Genomic DNA, 20,832 nt, shown 5'->3' on the forward strand with positions numbered 1-20,832 from the left:
GTGTTTGGACCGCCAGGTCGCTGTTCATTCTAGCGAGCCGCCCCGGTGCGGGCCATGTCTGCCCGGCACAGGGCTACCGCGTCGGTTACCCTGCCCGCCCTTGTCGCTTGTATTCGCCGGGGCCATGCGGCCCAGTTCGTCGAGAATACCCCAATCACGGGTCGCTCGATCGCGCCCGCACGGGGCCCGAATCCACTGTAACGGTGATGTCAGCGGCGTCAGCTCCCACATGCGCAAGCGAACAGGCTCGGGGTGGTCGTCCAGCAATGCATTGACGTCACCACAGCGCGCCTCGGGATTGTCCCTCAGCGCCAACAGCTGACGCACCGCATCAAGGGTCCTGTCGAGCGAGCGGCAATTGCCAATAAACCGAAGGCGGTTAACGTACCCTGAGCGGTAGTCACGATAATTGCTTGCGCTGCGCGTGGGCGCAACCAATAGCCCGTTACGCTCATAGTACCGGATGGTTTCCTGGCTGTGGCCCGTTTTACGAGCCAGTTTGCCTTTACGAACAGTAGGTGTCCCGTTGGGCAATACCGCGGCCATCACCCTGTGCCACTGTCGCTGTTCAATATTGTCGCTATGTCCAAACCCACAAAATGACGGGGATGGCACTGGCGGCCACCAGCAGTGATAACGGCAGGCCCAGGCGCCAGTAATCACCAAACTGGTAGCCTCCGGGCTCCATCACCAACGCATTCGATTGGTGGCCAATCGGGGTCATAAAGGCGCAGGACGCGCCAATGGCGACCGCCATCAGTACCGGGTCGGCCGAGATCGCCAGTTGCTTGGAGAGACTGATCGCAATGGGTGCCACGATAATGGCTGCCGCCGCGTTATTGACGATGTTGGACAGCAGCATGGTGCCGATCAAGACCATGCCAAGCACCCCGGCGAGCGACAGGTTGCCACCGAGTGCGAACATCTGATCGGCGATCAAGTCGGCCCCGCCGGTGGTTTCCAGTGCCTGGCCAACCGGAATCATGGCCGCCAGCAGTACGATAATCGACCAATCAATGCTCCGGTAGGCCTCCACCGGGGTGATCAGCCCCACCAATACCATAGCGACACCCGCCCCCACCAGCGCAATGGCTGCCGGCAGCCAACCCGCGACAATGATGACCAGAGCCGCCGCAAATACACCCGTCGCAAGCAAGGTTCTGCGGGGGCTGCCAAACCGCAAACCGCGTTCCGCCAGCGGCAAACAGCCCAGTGCCGACATCGCATCCGGTAGGGTGTCTTCGGGACCTTGCACCAGCAGGATATCCCCGGCGTTGAAGTTGATATTGCCGACCCGCTTGTTCAGGCGCTGACCCTGACGAGCGACGGCAATGACGTTCATGCCATAACGCTCGCGCAGATTAAGCCGGTTGGAGCTGTGTCCTATCAGCTGGGAATCGGTGGTGATCACCACTTCCGCCAGAGTCACATCGCCCTCACCCAGGCTGTCGCGGTCATCGTCACTGTCTTCCGCCAGCTCCAGCCCCGGCACCTCGAGCAGTTGCTGCAAACTGGCCGTATCGGCCTGCACCAGGAGAATATCCCCGGCTCGCAAGACCTCGAACGTTGACGGCGCCAATTGGCGCTGCTTGTCCCGTACCAGCCCCACCGCCACGACATCCGCGTCGCTGTCCGTGCGCTTCAACAAGCCGTGCAATGTCTGGCCGGCCACCGCCGATTTCTCGGTCAGTCTGATTTCGGTAATGTAGTCCCCTACGCTGAACAGATCGCTACCCTCGGAATGTTCTCGCCGGCACGGCGTAAAGCGCCACCCAAGCAGCGCAATAAATACCAGGCCTGCCAGGGTAATCGCCGCCCCGACCGGTAAGAAATCAAACATGCCAAACGGCTCGCCCGCTACTTGTTGACGGTACGAGGCGATAATGATGTTCGGGGGCGTGCCGATTAGTGTCATGGTGCCACCCAGCAACGAGCCAAATGCCAGCGGCATCAGCAGTAACGACGGTGAACGACCGGCCTGACGCGACATCCAGACCGCCACGGGCATCAACAATGCCAGAGCACCCACGTTGTTCATGAACCCGGAGCAAAGCGCCACAATGGCCGTCAACGTGGTGACCTGAGCCACCGGGTGGTGGCCTACCCTGCCGAGAAACTTGGCAATGCTGTCGACCACGCCGGCCTGTATCAGCCCCTGACTGATCACCAGCACTGCCGCCACGGTGATCACTGCCGGATGTCCAAAACCTGCAAAAACGGCATCCCGGGGCACCAGCCCGGCAACGGCAACCGTTAACAACGCCAGCAGAGCGACCACGTCAAATCGCCACCGATTCCAGGCGAACAAGCCCAGGGTTGCCGCCAATACTCCAAACACAATACCCTGCTCCGCGGTCAATGCAGCCTCCCAAATGACGATGAATGGTGTACGCTAAAGCCCTGTTTCAAAAGCAAGGTGAACCCGACCCATGACCGAACGACACGCCAAGCCCGTCGCCGCATCCGCCATCGAGAAACACGTCTACAAGGTGTTTCCCAACGACATGAATGCGCACAACACCGTGTTTGGCGGCATGATTATGGCCAAATGCGACCGTTTGGCACTGGTTGTGGCCGAGCGCCATTCCGGTCACGTCTGCGTGACCGCCTCGGTCGACTCTATCCATTTTCGCGCCCCCGCCAAAGGCAATGATACGTTGTTGTTCAGCCTAGCCCTGAATCGCAGTTGGCGCTCGTCGATGGAAATCGGGGCCCGGGTCATGGCCGAGAACAGCTACACCGGAGAAGTGCGCCACATCCTGTCGGCCTTCTTTACCTTTGTCGCGCTTGATAAGGACGACAAGCCCGTGGACGTTGTCGAGGTCTTACCGGAAACCGACGAGCAGCAACGACGCTTCGACAATGCGGACATTCGTCGCAACCACCGTCTGGCCATGCGCAACGAATTGTCGGAAACCAACGGAGCCGGTCGCAAGCCTGCGCCCTCGTAAGTGTCAACATTTCTTACATATTTCGCACCGCACAACCGCACACCGCACGCAGGCTCATAAAACTAAAAGACTTTCTGGAATGGCATGTAAAATGCTCGACTACTTGTCGCGTATTCGGCCTGTTATGCCGCGGCGTAGTCGCGGATGTTGCTCGGGCGGCAGGATACGCGACAGTCATGTTTCAGACAGAGGTTGCCGATAAGCAGCAGTACCTGACAACGGATGTTTTAGGAGGTCGTGCCATGCTGGCAAAAAGACCGCTGCTTTGGCTGTCCCCCAGCCCCGGCCGGACGCTTTCGGACCTGCCCCGGCTGCCCGGCTGGGAAATCAGTTCGTTTGATCTGCTTGGTCCGCCTCCCGCTGTTTTACCGACTCTTCCTGACATTCGGGTTGGTCTGCTCGACCTGCGCCAATACCAAACCAGTCGCTCGGCGCACCTTGAGAAGTGGATCGAAAGCCTTGCACCGGCTACCTGGGCGGCTTTGCTCAGCCAACCACCAGCAGAAGACGCCCAACTCCAATCGGTGATCGCTTCCCATTGCGCGGATTACCACACCTGGCCCTGCGACTCTGAACGGCTGGCGGCGGTACTCGGCCATTTTTGGGGCATGGCCGATCTCAAGGCCCACATCAACGACTCGGCGGAGGAGAGTTTTCAAAAATACTCGCTGTCGGGGCGCTCATCGGCTATTCGTAACACCCGGGCGCGGTTACAGCGTTTTGCCCAGACCCTGGAACCGGTGCTTATTTTTGGTGAAAGCGGCACCGGCAGAACCGCCGCCGCCCACTTCATCCATCGTCGCTCGCCCGTTCGCCAGGGGCCACTGGTGACGGTCAACTGCGCCACGTTGCCGACGTCTTTGACTCAAAGTGAATTGTTCGGCTATGAAAAAGGCGCATTTACCCACGCCTTTTCATCCCGTCCCGGCCGCATTGAAGCCGCACACGGGGGCACATTGCTGCTGCTGGGTATCGATGAGTTGACGCTGGAGCAGCAGTCCATTTTGCTGCGGTTTTTGCAGGAAGGTCAGGTTGAACGGATCGGCAGTCAGCAGGTTCGCACCGTCAATGCCCGCATCATTGCAACCAGTTCCACATCGCTGCAGAGCCTGATCGAGGCCGGTCGTTTTCGGGCTGACGTCTTTTATCGCCTGGGCGGGCTGGATATTCGACTGCCGGCACTCCGGGAACGTCTTGACGATGTGCCCATGCTCACCGAATTCATCACCCGATTGCATTCGGACACCGCCCCCAAGCCACCCGGAAACTCAGTAAGGCGGCGCTGCGCTGTCTCTGCAGGTACCAATGGCCCGGCAACCTCCATGAACTTCGAAACTGCCTGCGTCAGGCCATGCTGCTCAGCGACCACCCGATTCTGCACCCGGAAGACCTGAGCGTCACCACCTATCCGGCAACGGTTACCACCCCGACGAAAGTGACTCTGGCGGAGTACCGGGCGCGTGCCGAACAAGAAGCGGTGGCACACTGCCTGGCGTTGACCCGTCATAACGTCTCAGCGGCCGCAAGATTGCTGGATATCTCACGCGTGTCGCTCTACCGCATGATGAAACGGCAGGAAACGAAACCGGCCTGCAGGCCGACCACAAAACCTCTCATTTACTCATCGCAGCAAGGAGAATCCACATGACTCAGTGGCAACGATGTTCTGTTGTGGTCGTCGTGGGGCTCGCCTCCACCGTCGTCATGGCAGCGCCCGAAGACAGCGATTCCAACGAAAGCCAGCGAGCGGAAAAGGCCAGCGAAATAGCCTCTATCACCACGGATCGGGGCATCGTCACCGAACCGGGCAGGTTCATCATCGAGCCGTCTTTTTCCCACGCCCACAGCAACTCCACACTGGTGGCCATAGAAGGTTACACCGTAATACCCGCCCTGCTGGTCGGATTGATCAACATTTCTGAGGTTCAACGAGACATCTTCGTGGGCGCCCTGTCGCTCAAGTACGGTTTTACCAGCCGGTTCGAAGCCAGTGTCCGCATCCCCTACCTGTCCGTTCATGAGGACCTGCGCGAGCGACAGGCGTTTCAGGGCACGCCAGTGGACACTTTGAGAGAGTCTTCCGGCGAAGGGCTGGGCGACATTGAAGCCTCCATCCGGTATCAATTCAACGATGGCCTGGATGGCTGGCCCTATACCATTGGCAACTTCCGGGTCAAAGCACCCACCGGCGAAGGGCCTTTTGATGTGGAGCAGCGCACGCTTGAGGACAGCCAGGGCAACCCGATTGGCGTTGCGTTCGCGGAACGGCCCACTGGGTCCGGATTCTGGTCCTTCGAACCCGGACTTTCCTTTATTTTTCCCTCCGATCCCGCCGTTTTGTTCGGCAATATCAGTTATGTATGGACATTAAAACAGGACGAAGGCTTTGCCAACGGCGGCACCGTCAATCCCGGCAACATCGTGCGGTTTGGCTTTGGCATGGGGTTCGCGTTCAATGAAAAAACGTCGTTCAGCCTTGGCTACGATCACGCTGTGATTCAGAAAACCGATCGCGAGTTTGACCAGAATTTTCTGGATACCAGCTTTGAGCGCATTCAAGTCGGCTCACTCGCATTCGGGCTCTCGCAACGATTGACCCCAGACACGAGCTTGAGTCTGACGGTTAGCATTGGTGTCACAGAACAGGCACCCAACAGCGAAATCACGGTCCGGCTGCCTATCGCTTTTTAAATGGCACACCTGACGCTCCGCTCTTCGTAATCGCCGCCATCGCGGAATCCGCTTCAGCGACCGGGCGATTGCAGGAAAGGATCACCGAACGTTTCGGGCATCCGCTGGAAGGTGCCAACATTGTTCAATTCGATATTGAGCGCACGGATATTCTGAATAACCGCGCCATCAAGATTGTTCTGTATTTGGGTCAGCCAGCCGGAGTTGAGGGTCCTATTGGTTGCAACGAGGGTGCTTTGTTCATGTTGCGAGCCAGGCACCACAACGAATGTTTCAAGATTGTGTTTAATCTGCGCTTGCGAGGGCGACAGCGCCTGATTCAGATTTGGAATCATCAAGCGGTTCACGACCAGCGTTTCACCATTGACCGAAACAACCTGCTCCAGGCCGATGGAGATTTCCAGGTTATCCAGCAGAAATCCTCCGCGCTGGGTATCCAGCACCGCATCGTCCAGTGCCGGAGTGGGCAGTGGCAGCTCGGCGTGCGCCGGCGGCAATAAAACCATGCCCGCAATCACCGTGAGCAACAGCGCGGGCGAAATGCGCGGTAGCCTGCTGGCGCTTATTGATGTGCATTGACTGTCCATTGTCATCACCAATCGATACTTGAAGACCATTGAGGGAGTATGTACCCCAACGACTGTCCGTTGGGGTCGCCACCATGATACACCGGGGCTCTGGCAACCTGCTGCCAGTCTTCACGCCGATTAAAGGCGCCGCGGCCCTGAGTTAATTGGTTGCGAATGGCAAAGGCAATGCCATCCCACTGGCGTGCGAAGGCATCCCGGGAATACACCTTGAGACCACGCGCCGGATCGCCGACCAAAACGTCCTGATCGCTGATGCCTTTGACCACCACAAAGTGGCGGAAACCATCCACATTCATCAATACGATCAGCGGCAATCCAACCTGTTGCCGAAGCCCCGACAACGACAGCCTGAAACCATCGGCCCGATACCCCTGACCAGCAAGATAACGCTTCATGTCGAGCATGGAGAAGCCTTCCTGGCGAACCTTGTCCTTGTCGGCGTTCGCCAGCATGGATTCAAATACGGCGTGTTCCGTGACCTGCTGCCCATAGTGGAATGACAGCAGCGACGCCAGCGCCGCAGATCCACAGCTGTAGTCGTATTCTTGCCGCATGATGGTTGAGAAACGCTGTTCCTGGAAACTGACCACGTCCATTGTGATCTGTCCGCCAATGCCGGGGACCTGAACCGAGCCCCCATAGGCGCAGGGCCATGGCAGGCAAAACAGCAAACTCATTGCGACCACTGTTTTCCCGTCCACGGCCCCCTCCTTCAGCGGTTGATTAACACGTTAATCTGGGTACTTTCCTGGATCACAACCTGGTTGCCTGTATTCTGAATAACCGTGGCTACGCCGTTCATGTGTTCAAACGCATTGCCCGCAATCGTGTTGTCTCCGGTAACGACCTGGCCGGACAGACTGTTGTTTGACAGCGTTGCATTCTGCTCGGTGTCATTCACCTGCCACTGCACCGGCAACCCCTGTCGCCCACTGGCCTCGGCCAACTGATGTTGCGACACCGGTACAATATCCAACAACTCCTCGGCAACCAGCCAATCCACCGGCACGATCATCAGTGCGATCAGGATGAAACTGCGTTTCAATCCGCCAGCTTTGCCCATGACGGTTCCTCCCGAACCGGTGGCCGCACCCATTACCGGGTGCGGCCAAACAGCGCTTAGTTACCGGTCGTCAGATTGGACATCACGCTGACGTTGGCCTGGGTCACACTGGCATTACCCGCATTCTGGGCAATGGCGCCCACCCCGGTGAAGTTCGCTGAACCACCGGAAAACTCGTTGCGATGGGTAACCTCGGTATAGGAACCGCCTCCAATGGCATCGCCATAAGTGGTGGTAATACCAGACACGGAGCCCTCAAGATCGGCATTGTTGAGGAATACACTCACATTCAGGTCCAACATGCTGGTGCTGCTGTCGGAATTATCTGAATTGTCGTTGCCACTGTCTTTAATCTTGAAGGAGTCGCTAACATCAGTGCTGTTATCCGAATTGTCATTGCCGCTGTCTTTAATCTTGAAGGAGTCGCTGACGTCAGTGCTGTTATCCGAATTGTCATTGCCGCTGTCTGCAATCTTGAACGAGTCGGCAACATCGGTGCTGTTATCCGCATTGTTGGAATTGTCATTGCCGGAGTGGGTATTTCCGGAATGATCGTTATTCGCGGTTGAGAAGTCGTCGGCGTTGGTGTTTGGGTCACCATCACCGCCCTGGTCTGCTACGGCATATCCAGACAACCCAAGACTCAAAGCAATAGCCATCGCTAGCAAGTTTTTTTGAGTTTTCATCGTCATCATTCCCTTTGGCATAGTTTTGTTTTCCCTCGACGTCTCCCCGGTTTCCGTACAGACCAGTCGCTCACCAGGGCCGCCTGACTGAACCATTGCGATTTCCATGCCAAAACAACAATAAAAATGCAGGCAATTGATATTCATAAACTATTCAATAAAGCCGTGGTTAAGCTCCCGGGCATCCGCGCCTGGGTGTTTCAGGCCTGCAACACCTGTTGCCGATGCACCGGCAGTGCAAACAAATAATTATTTTTATTCAATGAGATAGAAGTCATCAAAGCGTCAGTAATTTTAACGCTGGTGAAGTGTCATACCTGCTGACAGCAGTTTGCGACGGCGTGCCCGGCCCGGCACGCCTGGTCTGGGATGCCTGCCGGTCGTTTCCACTTTCTGCTAGTCTCTGACTTTTCTTACCGGAAATTCCGTCATCATGCGCAGCCTTGCAACGGCTCCCGACATGGAAGCCCACCAGCTCAGCTGGAAGACACTCAAAAGCCTCTGGCCCTATTTGCTGGAGTTTCGTGGCCGTATTGTTGTCGCAATGCTGTGTCTGATTGGCGCCAAATTGGCGACCGTGGGGGTGCCCTTCATCCTCAAATACATTGTGGACGGTCTCGATCAGGACACCCTGCAGGATACCGCCGTAGCACTCCCGCTCGGGCTGCTACTGGCCTATGGCACAGCGCGGCTCGCCACCACGCTGTTCGGCGAACTGCGCGACACGGTGTTCGGACGGGTAACCGAGCGGGCAATGCGCCGCATAGGGCTGCAGGTTTTCGAGCACTTGCATGCGCTGGAACTGAACTTCCATCTCAACCGCCGCACCGGAGGGTTGTCCCGGGACATTGAGCGGGGGGTTACCGGGGTCGGCTTCCTGCTGCGCATCATGGTGTTCAATATCGTGCCAACGCTGCTGGAACTGGCGATGGTGACCGGCATTCTGCTGATCAACTACAACATCGGGTTCGCACTGATCACTCTGGCGGCGGTCGTGGCCTATATTATTTTCTCTGTCATTGTCACTAACTGGCGGCTGGGTTTCGTGAGGGAAGCCAATCTCGCGGACTCCACCAGCAATACTCGCGCGATCGACAGCCTGCTGAACTATGAAACCGTGAAGTATTTTGGCAACGAACGCTTTGAGGCCAAGCGCTACGACGAAGACCTCGCCCACTGGGAGCAGGCCCGGCGCAAGAATCGCCTGTCGCTGTTTCTCCTCAACGGCGGTCAGGCGATGATTATCGCGGTAGCGGTGACCGCCATGACGGTGCTCGCCGCCAGTCAGGTTATTGCCGGCAAGATTACCCTGGGCGATTTCGTACTGATCAACGCCTTTACCATGCAGCTGTTTATTCCCCTGGGATTTCTCGGATTTGTGTATCGAGAATTGAAAAGTGCCATGACCAACATCGAGCGCATGTTCAAACTGCTGGAACAGTCCCCCGAGATTGTCGATCAGCCGGGCGCCCGCACACTGGAGGTCAGCGACGGCGCCATTGAGTTTGATGACGTCAGTTTCAGGTACCAGAACCGACGTCCCATTCTGCATGGGGTCAGCTTCCAGGTCCGGCCCCATCAGAAAGTGGCGGTGGTGGGCAGCAGCGGTGCCGGTAAGTCCACCCTGGTCAAACTGCTGTTTCGTTTTTACGACATCAGTGGGGGCAGCATCCGGATCGACGGCCAGGACATTCGCCATGTCACGCAGGCATCCCTTCGCCAGGCGATCGGTATTGTGCCTCAGGATACGGTGTTGTTTAACACCTCCCTGTTCGAGAACGTTCGCTACGGACGCATCGACGCCAGCGAGGCCGAGGTCCGCCAGGCCATCCGCATGGCCCACCTGGACCAATTCATTGACGGCCTGCCGGATGGCGCCGATACGGTGGTCGGTGAGCGAGGATTAAAGCTCAGTGGCGGTGAGAAGCAACGGGTCGCCATTGCCCGCACCATTCTGAAGCGACCACCGATTCTGGTGTTTGATGAAGCGACGTCGTCTCTGGACAGCGAATCCGAACGCAGCATCCTGGAAGCTATCCGGGAGGTTTCACGCGGCCAAACCAGCCTGGTGATTGCCCATCGGCTGTCGACCATCGTGGACGCCGACATCATTCTGGTCATGAGTCAGGGCAGAATCGTCGAACTCGGTACTCATGACGCCCTACTGAACCGGGACGGCACCTACGCCAATTTGTGGCGAATTCAACACCGGGATCAAGCAGTGACATAAATTTGACAATCCAGACCGATAAAACGTGACGCAATCCTCTAACCCAGCATGAAATTCTGGTAACTTTTGCATGCGACCATGGCACACGCGCAAGGAAGCAATCTCGTTGGGGCAGCACCACGCCCTTGTTATCAGGACATACCGTAAACAAGGTTCAGCATGACAACAGAACTCTACCAAATCACCTTCAACGGCGGCATTCTCGACGGGTTTGAACCTGCCGATGTAAGGCGTGACATCCAGGCCCTTTTTCGGATTTCAGACGAGCGCCTGGAGCGCCTGTTTGACTCTTCCACCTCCATCATCAAGTCCGGCGTTTCCCTACAAGAGGCACTGCGATACCAGGAGCGGCTGATCAGCTCGGGGGCCGACGTAACCATGAGCGCCCTTGCCGCTCAGTCCCAAGCCATGGCCCCTCAGGCCGCTGAATCGGAGCCCTCGACATCCGGGAATCTGTCGCTGGAGCAATCCGCAACGCCCGAAGCAACGGGTGCCACCAACAGTCCGAAAACGCCTGCCGCGTCGTCAGAGCGTGGTTTGTTACGACAGGCGCCACTGACCTTTAATGGCCGCGGTGGCGAGTACTTTGGCATCTGGATTGTCAATATCCTGCTGACCATCGTCACCCTGGGCATATACTCCGCCTGGGCGACCGTGCGCAACAAACAATATTTTTACGGCAACACCGAGCTCGACGGCTCCAGTTTCCAGTACCTGGCCTCCCCGATCACCATCCTTAAGGGACGCTTGATCGCCCTGGCGGTGCTGGTCATTTTCACTATGATCTCTGAATTCTACGCCAAGGCCGGTCTGGCGCTGGCTATTGGCTTTATTTTTATCGTGCCCTGGATTGTCATCCGTTCATTGCGCTTCAACGCCATCAACAGCGCCTACCGTAATGTGCGGTTCAATTTTCAGGCCAGCTATGGTCATGCCCTCATGGTCGTGTTTGTCTGGCCACTGCTCAACTTGCTGACGCTGTTGATTCTGGTTCCTTTCAGCGCATTGAAATCCCATCAATTTATTGCCAATGGCAGTCGCTATGGCACCACACCCTTTCAACTCAACAACACCGTCGGCGAGTACTACCGCTTCTTCGGCAAAGGCCTGCTGATCGGTCTTGGCTTTGGGGTGATCGCTGGCGTGCTGGGCTATTTTGTGCACCAGGTGGCCGGAATGGCGGTTACTTTCGCCGCCTATCTTGTGCTCTTTGGTTACTTCTCGGCGGGTATCACCAACCTGTTCATGAACGGCACCACCCTGGACAACCACCAGTTTGAGTCAAACCTGGAAGGCACCCGGATGGTCTGGATATATGTCAGCAACAGTGTGTTGGTTGCGCTGACACTGGGCCTGTATACCCCGTGGGCGAAAGTACGGATGGTCCAGTACCGCGCCTCCCGTACCGCGCTGACCGTTGACGGTGATCTGGACCATTTTGTCGCCGCAGAGGCGGAACGCACCAGCGCATTGGGGCAAGAACTGGGGGATGCTTTTGACGTCGAATTCGCCGCCATCTGACGTCACGCTGCAAGGCCAGTATTTTCAAGGCAAGGACTCCCGCCGTCGCGCCGCCGTGCTGCGCTCGGCAGCGGGAGTCTTGGCTCTGGATGCGGGTGACGAACGTCGCTCGCTGCGCTGGCCCGACATTCGGGTTTCCCCCCGAATCGGCAACACACCCCGATACCTCTACCTCCCGGATGGCGGTGTCTTCGAGACCCACGACAACAACGGTATCGATGCCCTCAGCCGCCAATTGAGCAAAGGTCGTGTCAACCGTTGGCTTCATCGACTCGAAAACCACCTCGGCCTGATTCTGGTGGCATCGGTTGTCACCATAGCCTCGGTGGCCTTCACCTTTGTCTATGGTATCCCGTGGACGGCTCGAGCTATTGCAACGGCCCTGCCCGCGTCAGTGGCCACCCAGCTCGGGGAAGCCACGCTGGATACCCTGGACGCCCACTGGCTGTCGCCGTCGCAGCTACCCGAAGCCCGCCAGCGGAACCTGCGCACCACCTTTGCAGCGTTTCTCCGCCCGGTTAACGGGCAAGCGCTACGGGTCGAGTTTCGCGCCAGCCCTGTGATCGGCGCCAACGCCCTGGCCCTGCCCGATGGTACGCTGATCTTCACCGACGACCTGGTCACACTGGCCACTCGGGACGAAGAACTGATCGCCATTCTGGCCCACGAGGTGGGTCACGTATCTCACAACCATGGTTTGCAGGGTGTCGTTCAGTCCTCGCTGACCGCCTGGATTGCAGTGATGATGACCGGCGACCTGTCGTCATTTTCCGACGCTACGGTACTGGGACCAGCCACACTGGCGAACCTGGCGTATTCACGGAGCATGGAAAGCGAAGCCGACCATTACGCGCTGCAGGTATTGCTCAACAACGGCATTGACCCCATTCATTTCGCCAACATCATGACCCGGATGCAGCAACAGCATGAGGGCATCGAACCGCACTCCCCCGAGCATCCTACTGCCCCTGAACCAACGGAGACCGACCGCGACGCCGGCTGGCAGGAAACCCTGGGGGGCCTGTTGTCGTCACACCCATTGTCTCGAGAACGCATTCGCGTGTTTGAGGACGCGTCCGATAACAGGTAAGCACTCACTGCCGCCCAAAGGCACGTAGCAGCCGACGCTTCGGCCTCAAAGGGGCTGCCACCTCACTGGGCGTCAGTTGGCCGGGCTCCGACGCTGAACGCTGCCTGCAGCCATCTTTGGTGGCCGCCGGGAAATCTGTACGCTCTCGGCTCTCCCCGGTAAGCAAAAAAAAACCCGCCGTGGCGGGGTTTTTTTGGGTGCAACCGGGCCTCTGGCCGAGCTGCACCCCCAGTCCGTTCGATTAACCGAACTGGTTCATGGTGTTGTCTTTACCACCCGCCTTCAGCGCGGCTTCACCGGCAAAGAACTCTTTGTGGTCATCACCGATGTTCGAACCAGCCATGTCCTGGTGCTTAACGGTGGCGATGCCCTGACGCAGTTCCTTACGCTGAACACCGGCAACATAGGCCAGCATGCCTTCGTCACCGAAGTAGCCTTTCGCCAGGTTGTCGGTAGACAACGCTGCAGTGTGGTAGGTCGGCAGTGTGATCAGGTGATGGAAGATACCGGCTTCACGAGCGGCATCGCGCTGGAAGTTACGAGTCCACTCATCGGCCAACTGGCCCAGTTCGGTTTCGTCGTACTCGGCACTCATCAGTGCAGCGCGTTCGTAGGCTGAAACGTCTTTACCTTCTTCCTTCCAGGCATCAAAGACCTGCTGACGGAAATTCAAGGTCCAGTTAAACGACGGGCTGTTGTTGTAAACCAGTTTGGCGTCGGGAACCACGTCACGGATGCGGTTAACCATGGCCGCGATTTGGCCAACGTGCGGCTTCTCGGTTTCGATCCAAAGCAGATCGGCGCCGTTCTGCAGGCTGGTGATACAGTCCAGCACGACACGGTCTTCGCCGGAGCCTTTCTTGAATTCGTACAGGCCGCTGGCCAGACGCTTCGGCTTGACCAGCTTGCCGCCTTGCTTGATCACAACATCGCCGTTCTCAATCGCCTCAGCGGAGGTGATTTCGTCGCCCTCAATGAAGCTGTTGTACTGATCGCCAAGATCGCCCGGCTCTTTGGTAACCGCAATCTTCTGGGTCAGGCCCGCGCCCAAGGAATCGGTACGGGCGACAATTACACCGTCGTCCACACCCAGCTCAAGGAACGCGTAACGCACGGCGTTGATCTTGGCAATAAAATCGGCGTGAGGAACGGTGACTTTTCCGTCCTGGTGGCCACACTGCTTCTCGTCGGATACCTGGTTCTCAAGCTGAATACAGCACGCACCGGCTTCGATCATCTTCTTGGCCAGCAAGTACGTGGCTTCCGGGTTACCGAAGCCGGCGTCGATGTCAGCAATGATCGGCACGATGTGCGTTTCATGATTGTCGATCTTGCTTTCGAGGTCTTTGGCCCTGGTGGAATCGCCCGCGTTGTTGGCTTCTTCCAGATCACGGAACAGGTGGTTCAGTTCCCAGGAGTCGGCTTGACGCAAAAAGGTGTACAGCTCTTCGATCAAGCTGGAGACCGAGGTTTTCTCGTGCATCGACTGGTCAGGCAGCGGGCCGAATTCAGAGCGCAGGGCGGCAACCATCCAGCCTGACAGGTACAGATAACGACGCTTGGTACTACCGAAATGCTTCTTGATGGCGATCATTTTCTGCTGACCGATGAAACCGTGCCAGCAACCCAGGGACTGGGTGTACTGAGCGGTGTCAGCGTCGTAGTTCGCCATGTCTTCACGCATGATTTTCGCGGTGTACTTGGCGATGTCCAGACCGGTCTTGAAGCGGTTCTGGGCACGCATGCGAGCTACGTGTTCCGGATTGATGTTAGCCCAGCTTGGACCGTTTGCTTCCAGCAGCTGCTTGGCAGCCAGAACGTCGTTTGAATATGGCATTGAATCTGTCCTGTCTCGTGCGATTTAAGGATCATTGGACAACCAGCTCAACCGCTCAAAAAATGAGCAAATAGCCGATGTTGGAAGTTACTTTAGAGGCTTTGAACTTATAATTGAAATTTATAATATCTATTCCCGCCATTTTTTGCATGAATGATGAAAATGACGCCCCGGGAATTCATACAACCGTTTGAAAACCCGGCATTAAGTGTCAGCCCATGTGGCCCAACACGACCAACTGGTCGCCTGGCTGGAGATCCAGAAACGCGCGCCGCTCCGGGTTGAGCTGCACATGCTTACCCGACTCACCCGGTGTCGCCCGCAACACCCCCAACGCAATATCACCCTGAGCCGCCGCTATTTTCTCCAACGCCAGAAAGTCCGCGCTGGCGGGCAGTGGGTAGTCTTCCTGGCGCCGAAACACAATTTCCGCCCCCCCTACCGTAAACAGTTCGTCGAACACCACTCGCAGTTCGCGCCGCAGCGCTACCTGAGCCAACACGTGACTGAGGATCATCGGGCTGACAATAATTTCGCTCTGATTAACCTGCAGCAACGAGCGATTGTCCGGGTCGCTGAGTTCCATAATTACCTGGGGCTTGCGGGCCGCTTCCGCAAGAATGTCTTCCAGTTGCAGGAACCCCACCAGCGTGCGGGCATCCGCCTCTTCCCCGGAAGCCAGGCGGTCGCTGCTAAGCAGTAGCACCGAGTCGTAACCGTCCGGCTGCAGACGGCGCAACTCACCTTCCAGCATGTAATCACCGTCGATATGACGGCATTCAACCCGCTCGGTACCGCCGGTATAACGTTGTATGTCAGCAGCCCGCACATCCGCTGCGGTGACGGCCACCACATCGACATCAAACCGGTGGCCGGTATAGCTCTCAAACTCCGAGATCAGGGTCGGAACCCGCCGGTTCCAGCCCAGCACCAGAATCCGATGACGCACGTCCTCACTACCCCGCAGATCAGGCATCGGTGGCGCATCACGATGAATCCGGGGCAACGACGTTGCCTTCGCCACCGGCTCGGTTTCGGAATAATCCCGGGCCATCAAAACGACTCGGTCTTCCGATTTGATCACCGTTGTTGACGGCGCCATCAGATTCACCGTCCAACCACCCGCCACCGGGCTCAGCAAGCCCAGCACAATCGCCAGCGGCCGCGTGGACGCCAGTTCCTCCAGTGTCATACCGGCTGCAACACTGCCGGACCGGACGTAAATTTCATTGCCGTCACCGGCGGTCAACAGTTCGTTATAGACCTCAGACAACCCCGGGTGCAGGGTATTCTGGGCCATTAACCGGCTGATGGTGGCGTCACCGGCGACCACCTCAACCGCACCGGGGTACGCCCGCTCGATCACCGGGCGTTTGCGCAGATCCTGCAATTCCGCCACCACAAACGGCAGCGGTGCGCCGATCTGATGGGCCTGGGCCGCTATCGAAAGCAACGCTTTGACGGTTTCAACATCCGCCGTGACCAGACTGTTCGGGCCCTGGGAGCCGCTGGGAACAATGACCGCAGCGGCCTCCAGGCAAGCGACCCGGTGCAGCGCGTCGGGCTGAATCGGTGTGCCGGAGCGGAGGATAACCTGGCGGGATCGCCGCCCGATGCCCGGCTCATTTTTCAACTCCAATACCTGGCCCGCTGAAACCTGCTCCGACAGCACCACAATCCGCAGGCGTTTGGTTTCGTGAAGTTCCAGGAATCGTCGCATGCGCCCAGAGGGGCCCAGCAACTCCGACAACAACGGCAGGGTCTGGCTGGTCCAGCCCAGTACCACAATGTGTCGCTTCAACGCGACCGGGGTCAGACCGCGCTCGAGGTCCGTCATCATGGCGATCAGCCAGCGCGTCATGATGGCGACCAACGCGCCCAGAAAGACAACGTAGCCGCTGACCGTCAGCAGGGTCGATACAAAGCGCTGCCAATTGCCCTGGTCGTCGCCGAGATAGCCCGGATCGGTGAGCCGCAGGAATGCCCACCAGATGGCCGAGCCCAAGTCGTCAAACGGGGCTCCCAAAGGGCTGACCAGGAGCCCGCCCACCAGCGAGATAACGCCGATGAAAACACCCACAACCAGCAGTTGGAAACCGGCCCCTTTGACAAACTGACGCTCGACGATGAACTTGGCCCGATCAATAAAACGCAATGGCAGCATGGGAAAATCTCTCAGCCGGTCTTCTTGACGTACTGGGTCAACAGTACGATTCGCGTGCCATTTACACGCCCCTCGATGTGTTCCGGATTTTCCGTTAAGGCAATATTCCGCACCGGGGTGCCGCGCTTGGCGGTAAAATTGGCCCCTTTCACGTCCAGATCCTTGATGAGGGTGACTGAATCACCCGCCTGCAATGGCGCGCCATTGGCGTCCAGAGTGGCAATGGACGCCGAGGCGTTGGCCAGCGTACCGGCTTCGGCCCAGGCCTGCATCTCACCCTCCAGATAAAGCATATCGAGCAGGTCCTGGGCCCAGCTCTCACCGCTCAGCCGCTTCAGCAGTCGCCACGACATCACCTGCACGGCCGCGACCGGGCTCCACATGCGGTCACTCAGGCCGGACCAGTGCGCCGAGTCCAGGGTTGCTGGCTGGTCGAGCTGGTCGCGACAGACACGGCACAGCAGCAACTCTGTGTCCGCCACCGGCGCTGGTCCGGCAACGTCGTACACGCCGAGATTCGATGTCCCTTCACACAGCTCACACCGTTCTCTGCTGCGTTCCCGTAATGCCTGTTCAGTTGCCATCTTTGTATCCTGTTGTGAATCGCGTCTGTCCGGCGGAAGCCTCAGGGGCATTCCAGTGATGGCACATTGGCCTGCGACCGCCAGTACCAGGCCCCGCAGAGCGTTTGGGATACGCAAAAACGTGTCGGCCGGTTTGCCATAGTGACCTTAAGGGGTATAAATAGAAACGGGGACGATAGTAAGTGATTAATCCTCGTGGTGCGATCCTTCTATCAGCGGTATGGTCTATCATTGAATGACTTATCTTGAGGGGATTATTCAGGGAGTGGCAAGTGTCTGAACAGTCGAAAGTTACGGTAATCTACGATGAGCGCGTGTTGGCTCATGAGCCTGATACCGACGCGGCGTTTCTTCCGGGCCGAATGGATAAGAGAGTCCGGCAAATCCTGTCGGGCCTCGGGGTGCCCTGGAAATACCCTGAGCACCCGGGTCGACTGACCGCCATCAAAGCACTGCTGGATGAACAACCGGTTCCGGGGCTCCAGTTCGAGACCGGTCGGGCCGCTACGGAAGAAGAATTGCAGCGGGTTCATACCGCCACCTTCATTGAGGGTATTTACGAGCTTCGCGGTCAGAATGCCTGGCTCGACGTCGATACCACGGCGGTTTCGCCTGGCAGTATCGAGGCGGCCGAGGTCGCAGCCGGCAGCGCCATCAAAGCGGTGGAGGCGGTCGTTTCAGGCCGCACCGAAAGTGCCTTTGCCCTGGTCCGGCCGCCGGGCCACCACGCCGAGCCGGTGCGGGCCCGGGGCTTCTGCCTGTTCAACAATGTCGCGGTCGCCGCGGCCCATGCCCAGGCTGTGCTGGGTTGCGAGCGGGTATTGATTGTCGATTGGGACGCCCATCACGGCAACGGCACCCAGGATATCTTCTGGGCCGATCCCGATGTGATGTTTTTCGACATACATCGCGGTGCCCCTTTTTACCCCGGCTCCGGCGGCCTTGAAGATGTGGGTGCCGGGCTCGGCGAAGGCACCACGGTCAATGTTCCAATGCCCGCCGGGGCGGGTGATACGGCCTATATCAAAGCGCTTAACGACATCCTGGTGCCGGCGGCCGAGTGGTTCAAACCCGACCTGATCCTGGTGTCAGCCGGGTTTGATCCACACTGGTACGACCTGGCCCTCAACGTCTCTTATGAAGGATTCGGAGCCATGACAGGCATTCTCCAGTCATTGGCCCGCAAACACTGTAACGGTCGCCTCGCGTTCGTATTGGAAGGCGGCTATAACCTGGAGTCTTTGGCGCACGGGGTCAGGGCGGTACTCGACGTACTGGCCGGTGGCGAGCCGCCAGAACCCGGCGTTTGCGGCGTTCGTGAAGTCGAGATTGCAACGGAGTTTCATCGCGATGCCTTTATCCGCGCGGCAGAGGACTTTGACGAACCGACGGACAACCACTAAGCCAACGCTCGATCGCACTGGCAGCCCGCGTCGTGAACCTCAGGCTCACGATGCGGCCGCCGCTTTCTGTTTTTCCAGGATCACCAGTGCGATGCCACCCAAGATCGCCATCGCCGTCAGCACCAACCGCGCCGTCAACGACTCCCCGAGCAGCAGCACCCCACCGAGGGCCGCGATGACCGGCACGCTGAGCTGAATGGTAGCGGCGGACGTGGCACGCAGCAGCGGCAGTGCCATGTACCAGACGGCATACCCCATCCCGGACGCCAGCGCGCCGGACGCTACCGCGTACCCCAGGCCTGCCGGATCCCACGCCATATCACCCATCATCAACACGCTCAGTGCCAGGGTAAACGGTACCGCACGGGCAAAATTACCGGCCGTCACCCGGGTCGGATCGCCCTTACCCCGGCCACGCAACGAATAGACGCCCCAGGCCACACCCGCCGCCAGCATCAGCACCGCGTTGACCAACGGCGGCGCCGACGACCCCGGCAGCAACAACCCGACCAGGCCCCCGAAAGCCAACAGAAAACCCAGCCACTGCAGCGGCCTCATTTGCTCACCCTGCCACAAGCCATGGCTGATCATCGTGGCCTGGACGGCGCCGAATAACAGTAACGCGCCCATCCCGGCAGAGAGCCCCAGGTACGCGAAAGAGAATGCCGCAGCGTAACCAAACAGGGCCAGCGCGGACACCCAACTGCCGCTGCCCTCAACCCGGCGTTGGCTAAGTCGCACCAATGCCCACAACATTACCGCGCCGGACAACAGGCGAACGGTGGTGAAACTCGCGGCATCAATCCCGGTTTCACGCAGCGCCACACGGCAGAGCAACGAATTACCCGCAAACGCAATCATCGCGGTGGTGGTCAATACAATAACGCGGGCACGTGACACGCAGTGATCCTTATGAAAATGGAACAGGCCGGCAAAGTTTAGCCGCCAATGGCTGCGCCGAAACTGCGACTATAGTGGCAACGGCGAACGCCCGCCGGCCGGCGCGGCCACTCAGTAGCCTGAGCGCTGCTGCCGGCGTGTGAGCGTCCGTTCGACCACCTGCAAGCCCGGAGCATAATCCCCGGCCACAGCGGCCAGCGCTTTCGCCAGCGTCAAATCGGCAATGGCCTGGTGTTGCTGTGGCAATGAGTTGATGGTCATGGGCAAGAAGTCCAGTAACCGGTCGTCTCCGAATGTGGCGATCCGGAAGCCTTCGGGCAATGTCGCCCCAGACTCCAGCATAACGTCCAACACCCCTTGCAACAGCGTGTACGAGGCCGTTACCAACGCCTCCGGACAGTGTTTGGCCTGCAGCAACCGGCGCATCAATGCAGCACCGGTTTCCCGGTCGTAATGCTCCCCGCTCAGTTCCAGTGACTGCACGGGCCCCTGCGCAATGGCATCGTGGAAGCCGGACCGACGCTCCTGGGTCATGGTCAACGCTGGCACCGCGTCCATCCACGCCACGCGGCGAACGCCCGGCCCCAGTACCGAGCGCGTCAACATGGCGGCTTCGGCGCGATTATCACTCACCACGCACGCGATACGTTGCGGGTCTTGCGCACGGTCAATGGCGATTACTGGCAAGCCCTGCGCCATCAGGTCGGGGTAAAAGTCACCGTCCGGTGGCAGACAGCTGGCCACAATCAATGCGTCACACCGACGTGCCTTGAGCGATTGCGCCAGGGCTTTCTCGGTATCCGGATCATCGTCCGAGCCGGCGATTAGCAACTGATAACCCTGGGCGCGGCAGCCCAACTCCAGCAGTTTGGCGAGACGGGCGTAACTGGCGTTTTCCAGATCCGGCAGAATGAATCCGATGGTCCGGCTTGCCCCCCCGCGCAGGGCAGCCGCCTGGGTGTCGATACGGAACTGGTGAGCCTCGGCCACGGCCAGGACCTGGGCGATGGTATCGGGCTTGATTCTGCGTGCCCGGGCCTGGCCGTTCAAGACGTAACTGGCGGTTGTTCTGGACACCCCCGCCAAGCGGGCAAGTTCAGCCAATGTCATGCTGGGCTCCTC

At 58.5% G+C, this 20,832-nt stretch carries 19 protein-coding genes; 8 read left to right on the plus strand and 11 right to left on the minus strand.

Translation table 11 applies throughout. The features are described 5' to 3' along the window. Window positions 1–24: 24 nt before the first annotated feature. On the minus strand, window positions 25–546 hold the full coding sequence (locus GRX64_RS01175) for a MerR family transcriptional regulator (protein ID WP_166263348.1): 522 nt from the start codon (window positions 544–546) through the stop codon (window positions 25–27). Window positions 547–580: 34 nt separating this feature from the next. Beyond that, entirely contained in the window at window positions 581–2,359 is a 1,779-nt protein-coding gene (locus GRX64_RS01180) for an SLC13 family permease (protein WP_166263349.1), read from the minus strand. Between the two features lie 70 nt (window positions 2,360–2,429). On the opposite strand from GRX64_RS01180, the gene GRX64_RS01185 reads away from it, so the two are divergent. The 4 genes from GRX64_RS01185 (at window position 2,430) to GRX64_RS01200 (ending at window position 5,642) form a co-directional block, all read left to right on the plus strand. Next, entirely contained in the window at window positions 2,430–2,951 is a 522-nt protein-coding gene (locus GRX64_RS01185; RefSeq protein ID WP_166263350.1) for an acyl-CoA thioesterase, read from the plus strand. Window positions 2,952–3,127: 176 nt separating this feature from the next. Then, window positions 3,128–4,345, plus strand: coding sequence for a sigma-54 dependent transcriptional regulator (locus GRX64_RS01190; RefSeq protein WP_166263351.1), 1,218 nt, complete (start codon window positions 3,128–3,130; stop codon window positions 4,343–4,345). Next, window positions 4,234–4,599 (plus strand): AAA-type ATPase lid domain-containing protein, encoded by a 366-nt coding sequence (locus GRX64_RS01195; protein ID WP_486624550.1) that lies wholly within the window; start codon window positions 4,234–4,236, stop codon window positions 4,597–4,599. Before GRX64_RS01190 ends, GRX64_RS01195 begins: the two co-directional genes overlap by 112 nt. Beyond that, window positions 4,596–5,642 (plus strand): transporter, encoded by a 1,047-nt coding sequence (locus GRX64_RS01200; protein ID WP_166263353.1) that lies wholly within the window; start codon window positions 4,596–4,598, stop codon window positions 5,640–5,642. The genes GRX64_RS01195 and GRX64_RS01200 overlap by 4 nt, the downstream gene beginning before the upstream one ends. Window positions 5,643–5,695: 53 nt before the next feature. On the opposite strand, the gene GRX64_RS01205 is transcribed toward GRX64_RS01200, so the two are convergent. The 4 genes from GRX64_RS01205 to GRX64_RS01220 are packed head-to-tail and all read right to left on the minus strand — an operon-like array spanning window position 5,696 to window position 7,981. Next, window positions 5,696–6,229, minus strand: a complete 534-nt coding sequence (locus tag GRX64_RS01205; protein WP_166263354.1) for a hypothetical protein — start codon at window positions 6,227–6,229, stop codon at window positions 5,696–5,698. A 5-nt stretch (window positions 6,230–6,234) separates the two neighbouring features. After that, window positions 6,235–6,933, minus strand: coding sequence for a C39 family peptidase (locus GRX64_RS01210; RefSeq protein WP_235937471.1), 699 nt, complete (start codon window positions 6,931–6,933; stop codon window positions 6,235–6,237). An 11-nt stretch (window positions 6,934–6,944) separates the two neighbouring features. Beyond that, window positions 6,945–7,295: a hypothetical protein gene (locus GRX64_RS01215; RefSeq protein ID WP_166263355.1), complete on the minus strand. Its 351-nt coding sequence runs from the start codon at window positions 7,293–7,295 to the stop codon at window positions 6,945–6,947. 56 nt (window positions 7,296–7,351) lie between these two features. Next, window positions 7,352–7,981 (minus strand): dentin sialophosphoprotein, encoded by a 630-nt coding sequence (locus GRX64_RS01220; RefSeq protein WP_166263356.1) that lies wholly within the window; start codon window positions 7,979–7,981, stop codon window positions 7,352–7,354. A 433-nt stretch (window positions 7,982–8,414) separates the two neighbouring features. On the opposite strand from GRX64_RS01220, the gene GRX64_RS01225 reads away from it, so the two are divergent. The 3 genes from GRX64_RS01225 to GRX64_RS01235 all read left to right on the plus strand — a co-directional run bounded on the left by GRX64_RS01225 (window position 8,415) and on the right by GRX64_RS01235 (window position 12,822). Next, on the plus strand, window positions 8,415–10,211 hold the full coding sequence (locus GRX64_RS01225; protein ID WP_235937472.1) for an ABCB family ABC transporter ATP-binding protein/permease: 1,797 nt from the start codon (window positions 8,415–8,417) through the stop codon (window positions 10,209–10,211). 159 nt (window positions 10,212–10,370) lie between these two features. Further along, window positions 10,371–11,732 carry a YjgN family protein gene (locus tag GRX64_RS01230; protein WP_166263357.1) on the plus strand — a complete coding sequence of 454 codons (1,362 nt, stop codon included), beginning with the start codon at window positions 10,371–10,373 and terminating at the stop codon, window positions 11,730–11,732. Beyond that, window positions 11,701–12,822 (plus strand): M48 family metallopeptidase, encoded by a 1,122-nt coding sequence (locus GRX64_RS01235; protein WP_166263358.1) that lies wholly within the window; start codon window positions 11,701–11,703, stop codon window positions 12,820–12,822. Before GRX64_RS01230 ends, GRX64_RS01235 begins: the two co-directional genes overlap by 32 nt. A 241-nt stretch (window positions 12,823–13,063) precedes the next feature. Here GRX64_RS01235 and GRX64_RS01240 read toward each other — a convergent pair whose 3' ends face one another. The 3 genes from GRX64_RS01240 to GRX64_RS01250 all read right to left on the minus strand — a co-directional run bounded on the left by GRX64_RS01240 (window position 13,064) and on the right by GRX64_RS01250 (window position 17,407). Further along, window positions 13,064–14,659: an isocitrate lyase gene (locus GRX64_RS01240; RefSeq protein ID WP_166263359.1), complete on the minus strand. Its 1,596-nt coding sequence runs from the start codon at window positions 14,657–14,659 to the stop codon at window positions 13,064–13,066. Window positions 14,660–14,870: 211 nt separating this feature from the next. After that, a complete protein-coding gene (locus GRX64_RS01245; protein WP_166263360.1) occupies window positions 14,871–16,823 on the minus strand; it encodes a CASTOR/POLLUX-related putative ion channel in 1,953 nt (650 codons plus the stop codon). A gap of 11 nt (window positions 16,824–16,834) precedes the next feature. After that, on the minus strand, window positions 16,835–17,407 hold the full coding sequence (locus GRX64_RS01250; RefSeq protein ID WP_166263361.1) for a PhnA domain-containing protein: 573 nt from the start codon (window positions 17,405–17,407) through the stop codon (window positions 16,835–16,837). Window positions 17,408–17,679: 272 nt separating this feature from the next. Between GRX64_RS01250 and GRX64_RS01255 the strand changes: the two genes are divergently transcribed. Further along, window positions 17,680–18,810 (plus strand): histone deacetylase family protein, encoded by a 1,131-nt coding sequence (locus GRX64_RS01255; protein ID WP_235937473.1) that lies wholly within the window; start codon window positions 17,680–17,682, stop codon window positions 18,808–18,810. Window positions 18,811–18,855: 45 nt separating this feature from the next. Here GRX64_RS01255 and GRX64_RS01260 read toward each other — a convergent pair whose 3' ends face one another. Then, entirely contained in the window at window positions 18,856–19,710 is an 855-nt protein-coding gene (locus GRX64_RS01260; protein WP_486624549.1) for a DMT family transporter, read from the minus strand. 111 nt (window positions 19,711–19,821) lie between these two features. After that, the gene (gene cra / locus GRX64_RS01265) at window positions 19,822–20,820 is read right to left on the minus strand and encodes a catabolite repressor/activator (RefSeq protein ID WP_166263362.1); all 999 of its coding nucleotides are present in this window, start codon (window positions 20,818–20,820) and stop codon (window positions 19,822–19,824) included. Window positions 20,821–20,832: the final 12 nt, after the last annotated feature.

Source organism: Marinobacter caseinilyticus (assembly GCF_011074955.1).
Classification (GTDB): domain Bacteria; phylum Pseudomonadota; class Gammaproteobacteria; order Pseudomonadales; family Oleiphilaceae; genus Marinobacter; species Marinobacter caseinilyticus.

Bases quoted from the DNA above. Each gene is read 5' to 3' on its own strand.
- GRX64_RS01175 (WP_166263348.1), bottom strand. From the start codon at position 546: ATGGCCGCGGTATTGCCCAACGGGACACCTACTGTTCGTAAAGGCAAA.
- GRX64_RS01190 (WP_166263351.1), top strand. From the start codon at position 3,128: ATGTTTCAGACAGAGGTTGCCGATAAGCAGCAGTACCTGACAACGGAT.
- GRX64_RS01245 (WP_166263360.1), bottom strand. From the start codon at position 16,823: ATGCTGCCATTGCGTTTTATTGATCGGGCCAAGTTCATCGTCGAGCGT.
- GRX64_RS01185 (WP_166263350.1), top strand. From the start codon at position 2,430: ATGACCGAACGACACGCCAAGCCCGTCGCCGCATCCGCCATCGAGAAA.
- GRX64_RS01225 (WP_235937472.1), top strand. From the start codon at position 8,415: ATGCGCAGCCTTGCAACGGCTCCCGACATGGAAGCCCACCAGCTCAGC.
- GRX64_RS01205 (WP_166263354.1), bottom strand. From the start codon at position 6,229: ATGGACAGTCAATGCACATCAATAAGCGCCAGCAGGCTACCGCGCATT.
- GRX64_RS01220 (WP_166263356.1), bottom strand. From the start codon at position 7,981: ATGAAAACTCAAAAAAACTTGCTAGCGATGGCTATTGCTTTGAGTCTT.
- GRX64_RS01230 (WP_166263357.1), top strand. From the start codon at position 10,371: ATGACAACAGAACTCTACCAAATCACCTTCAACGGCGGCATTCTCGAC.
- GRX64_RS01250 (WP_166263361.1), bottom strand. From the start codon at position 17,407: ATGGCAACTGAACAGGCATTACGGGAACGCAGCAGAGAACGGTGTGAG.
- GRX64_RS01240 (WP_166263359.1), bottom strand. From the start codon at position 14,659: ATGCCATATTCAAACGACGTTCTGGCTGCCAAGCAGCTGCTGGAAGCA.
- GRX64_RS01215 (WP_166263355.1), bottom strand. From the start codon at position 7,295: ATGGGCAAAGCTGGCGGATTGAAACGCAGTTTCATCCTGATCGCACTG.
- GRX64_RS01235 (WP_166263358.1), top strand. From the start codon at position 11,701: ATGCTTTTGACGTCGAATTCGCCGCCATCTGACGTCACGCTGCAAGGC.
- cra (WP_166263362.1), bottom strand. From the start codon at position 20,820: ATGACATTGGCTGAACTTGCCCGCTTGGCGGGGGTGTCCAGAACAACC.
- GRX64_RS01200 (WP_166263353.1), top strand. From the start codon at position 4,596: ATGACTCAGTGGCAACGATGTTCTGTTGTGGTCGTCGTGGGGCTCGCC.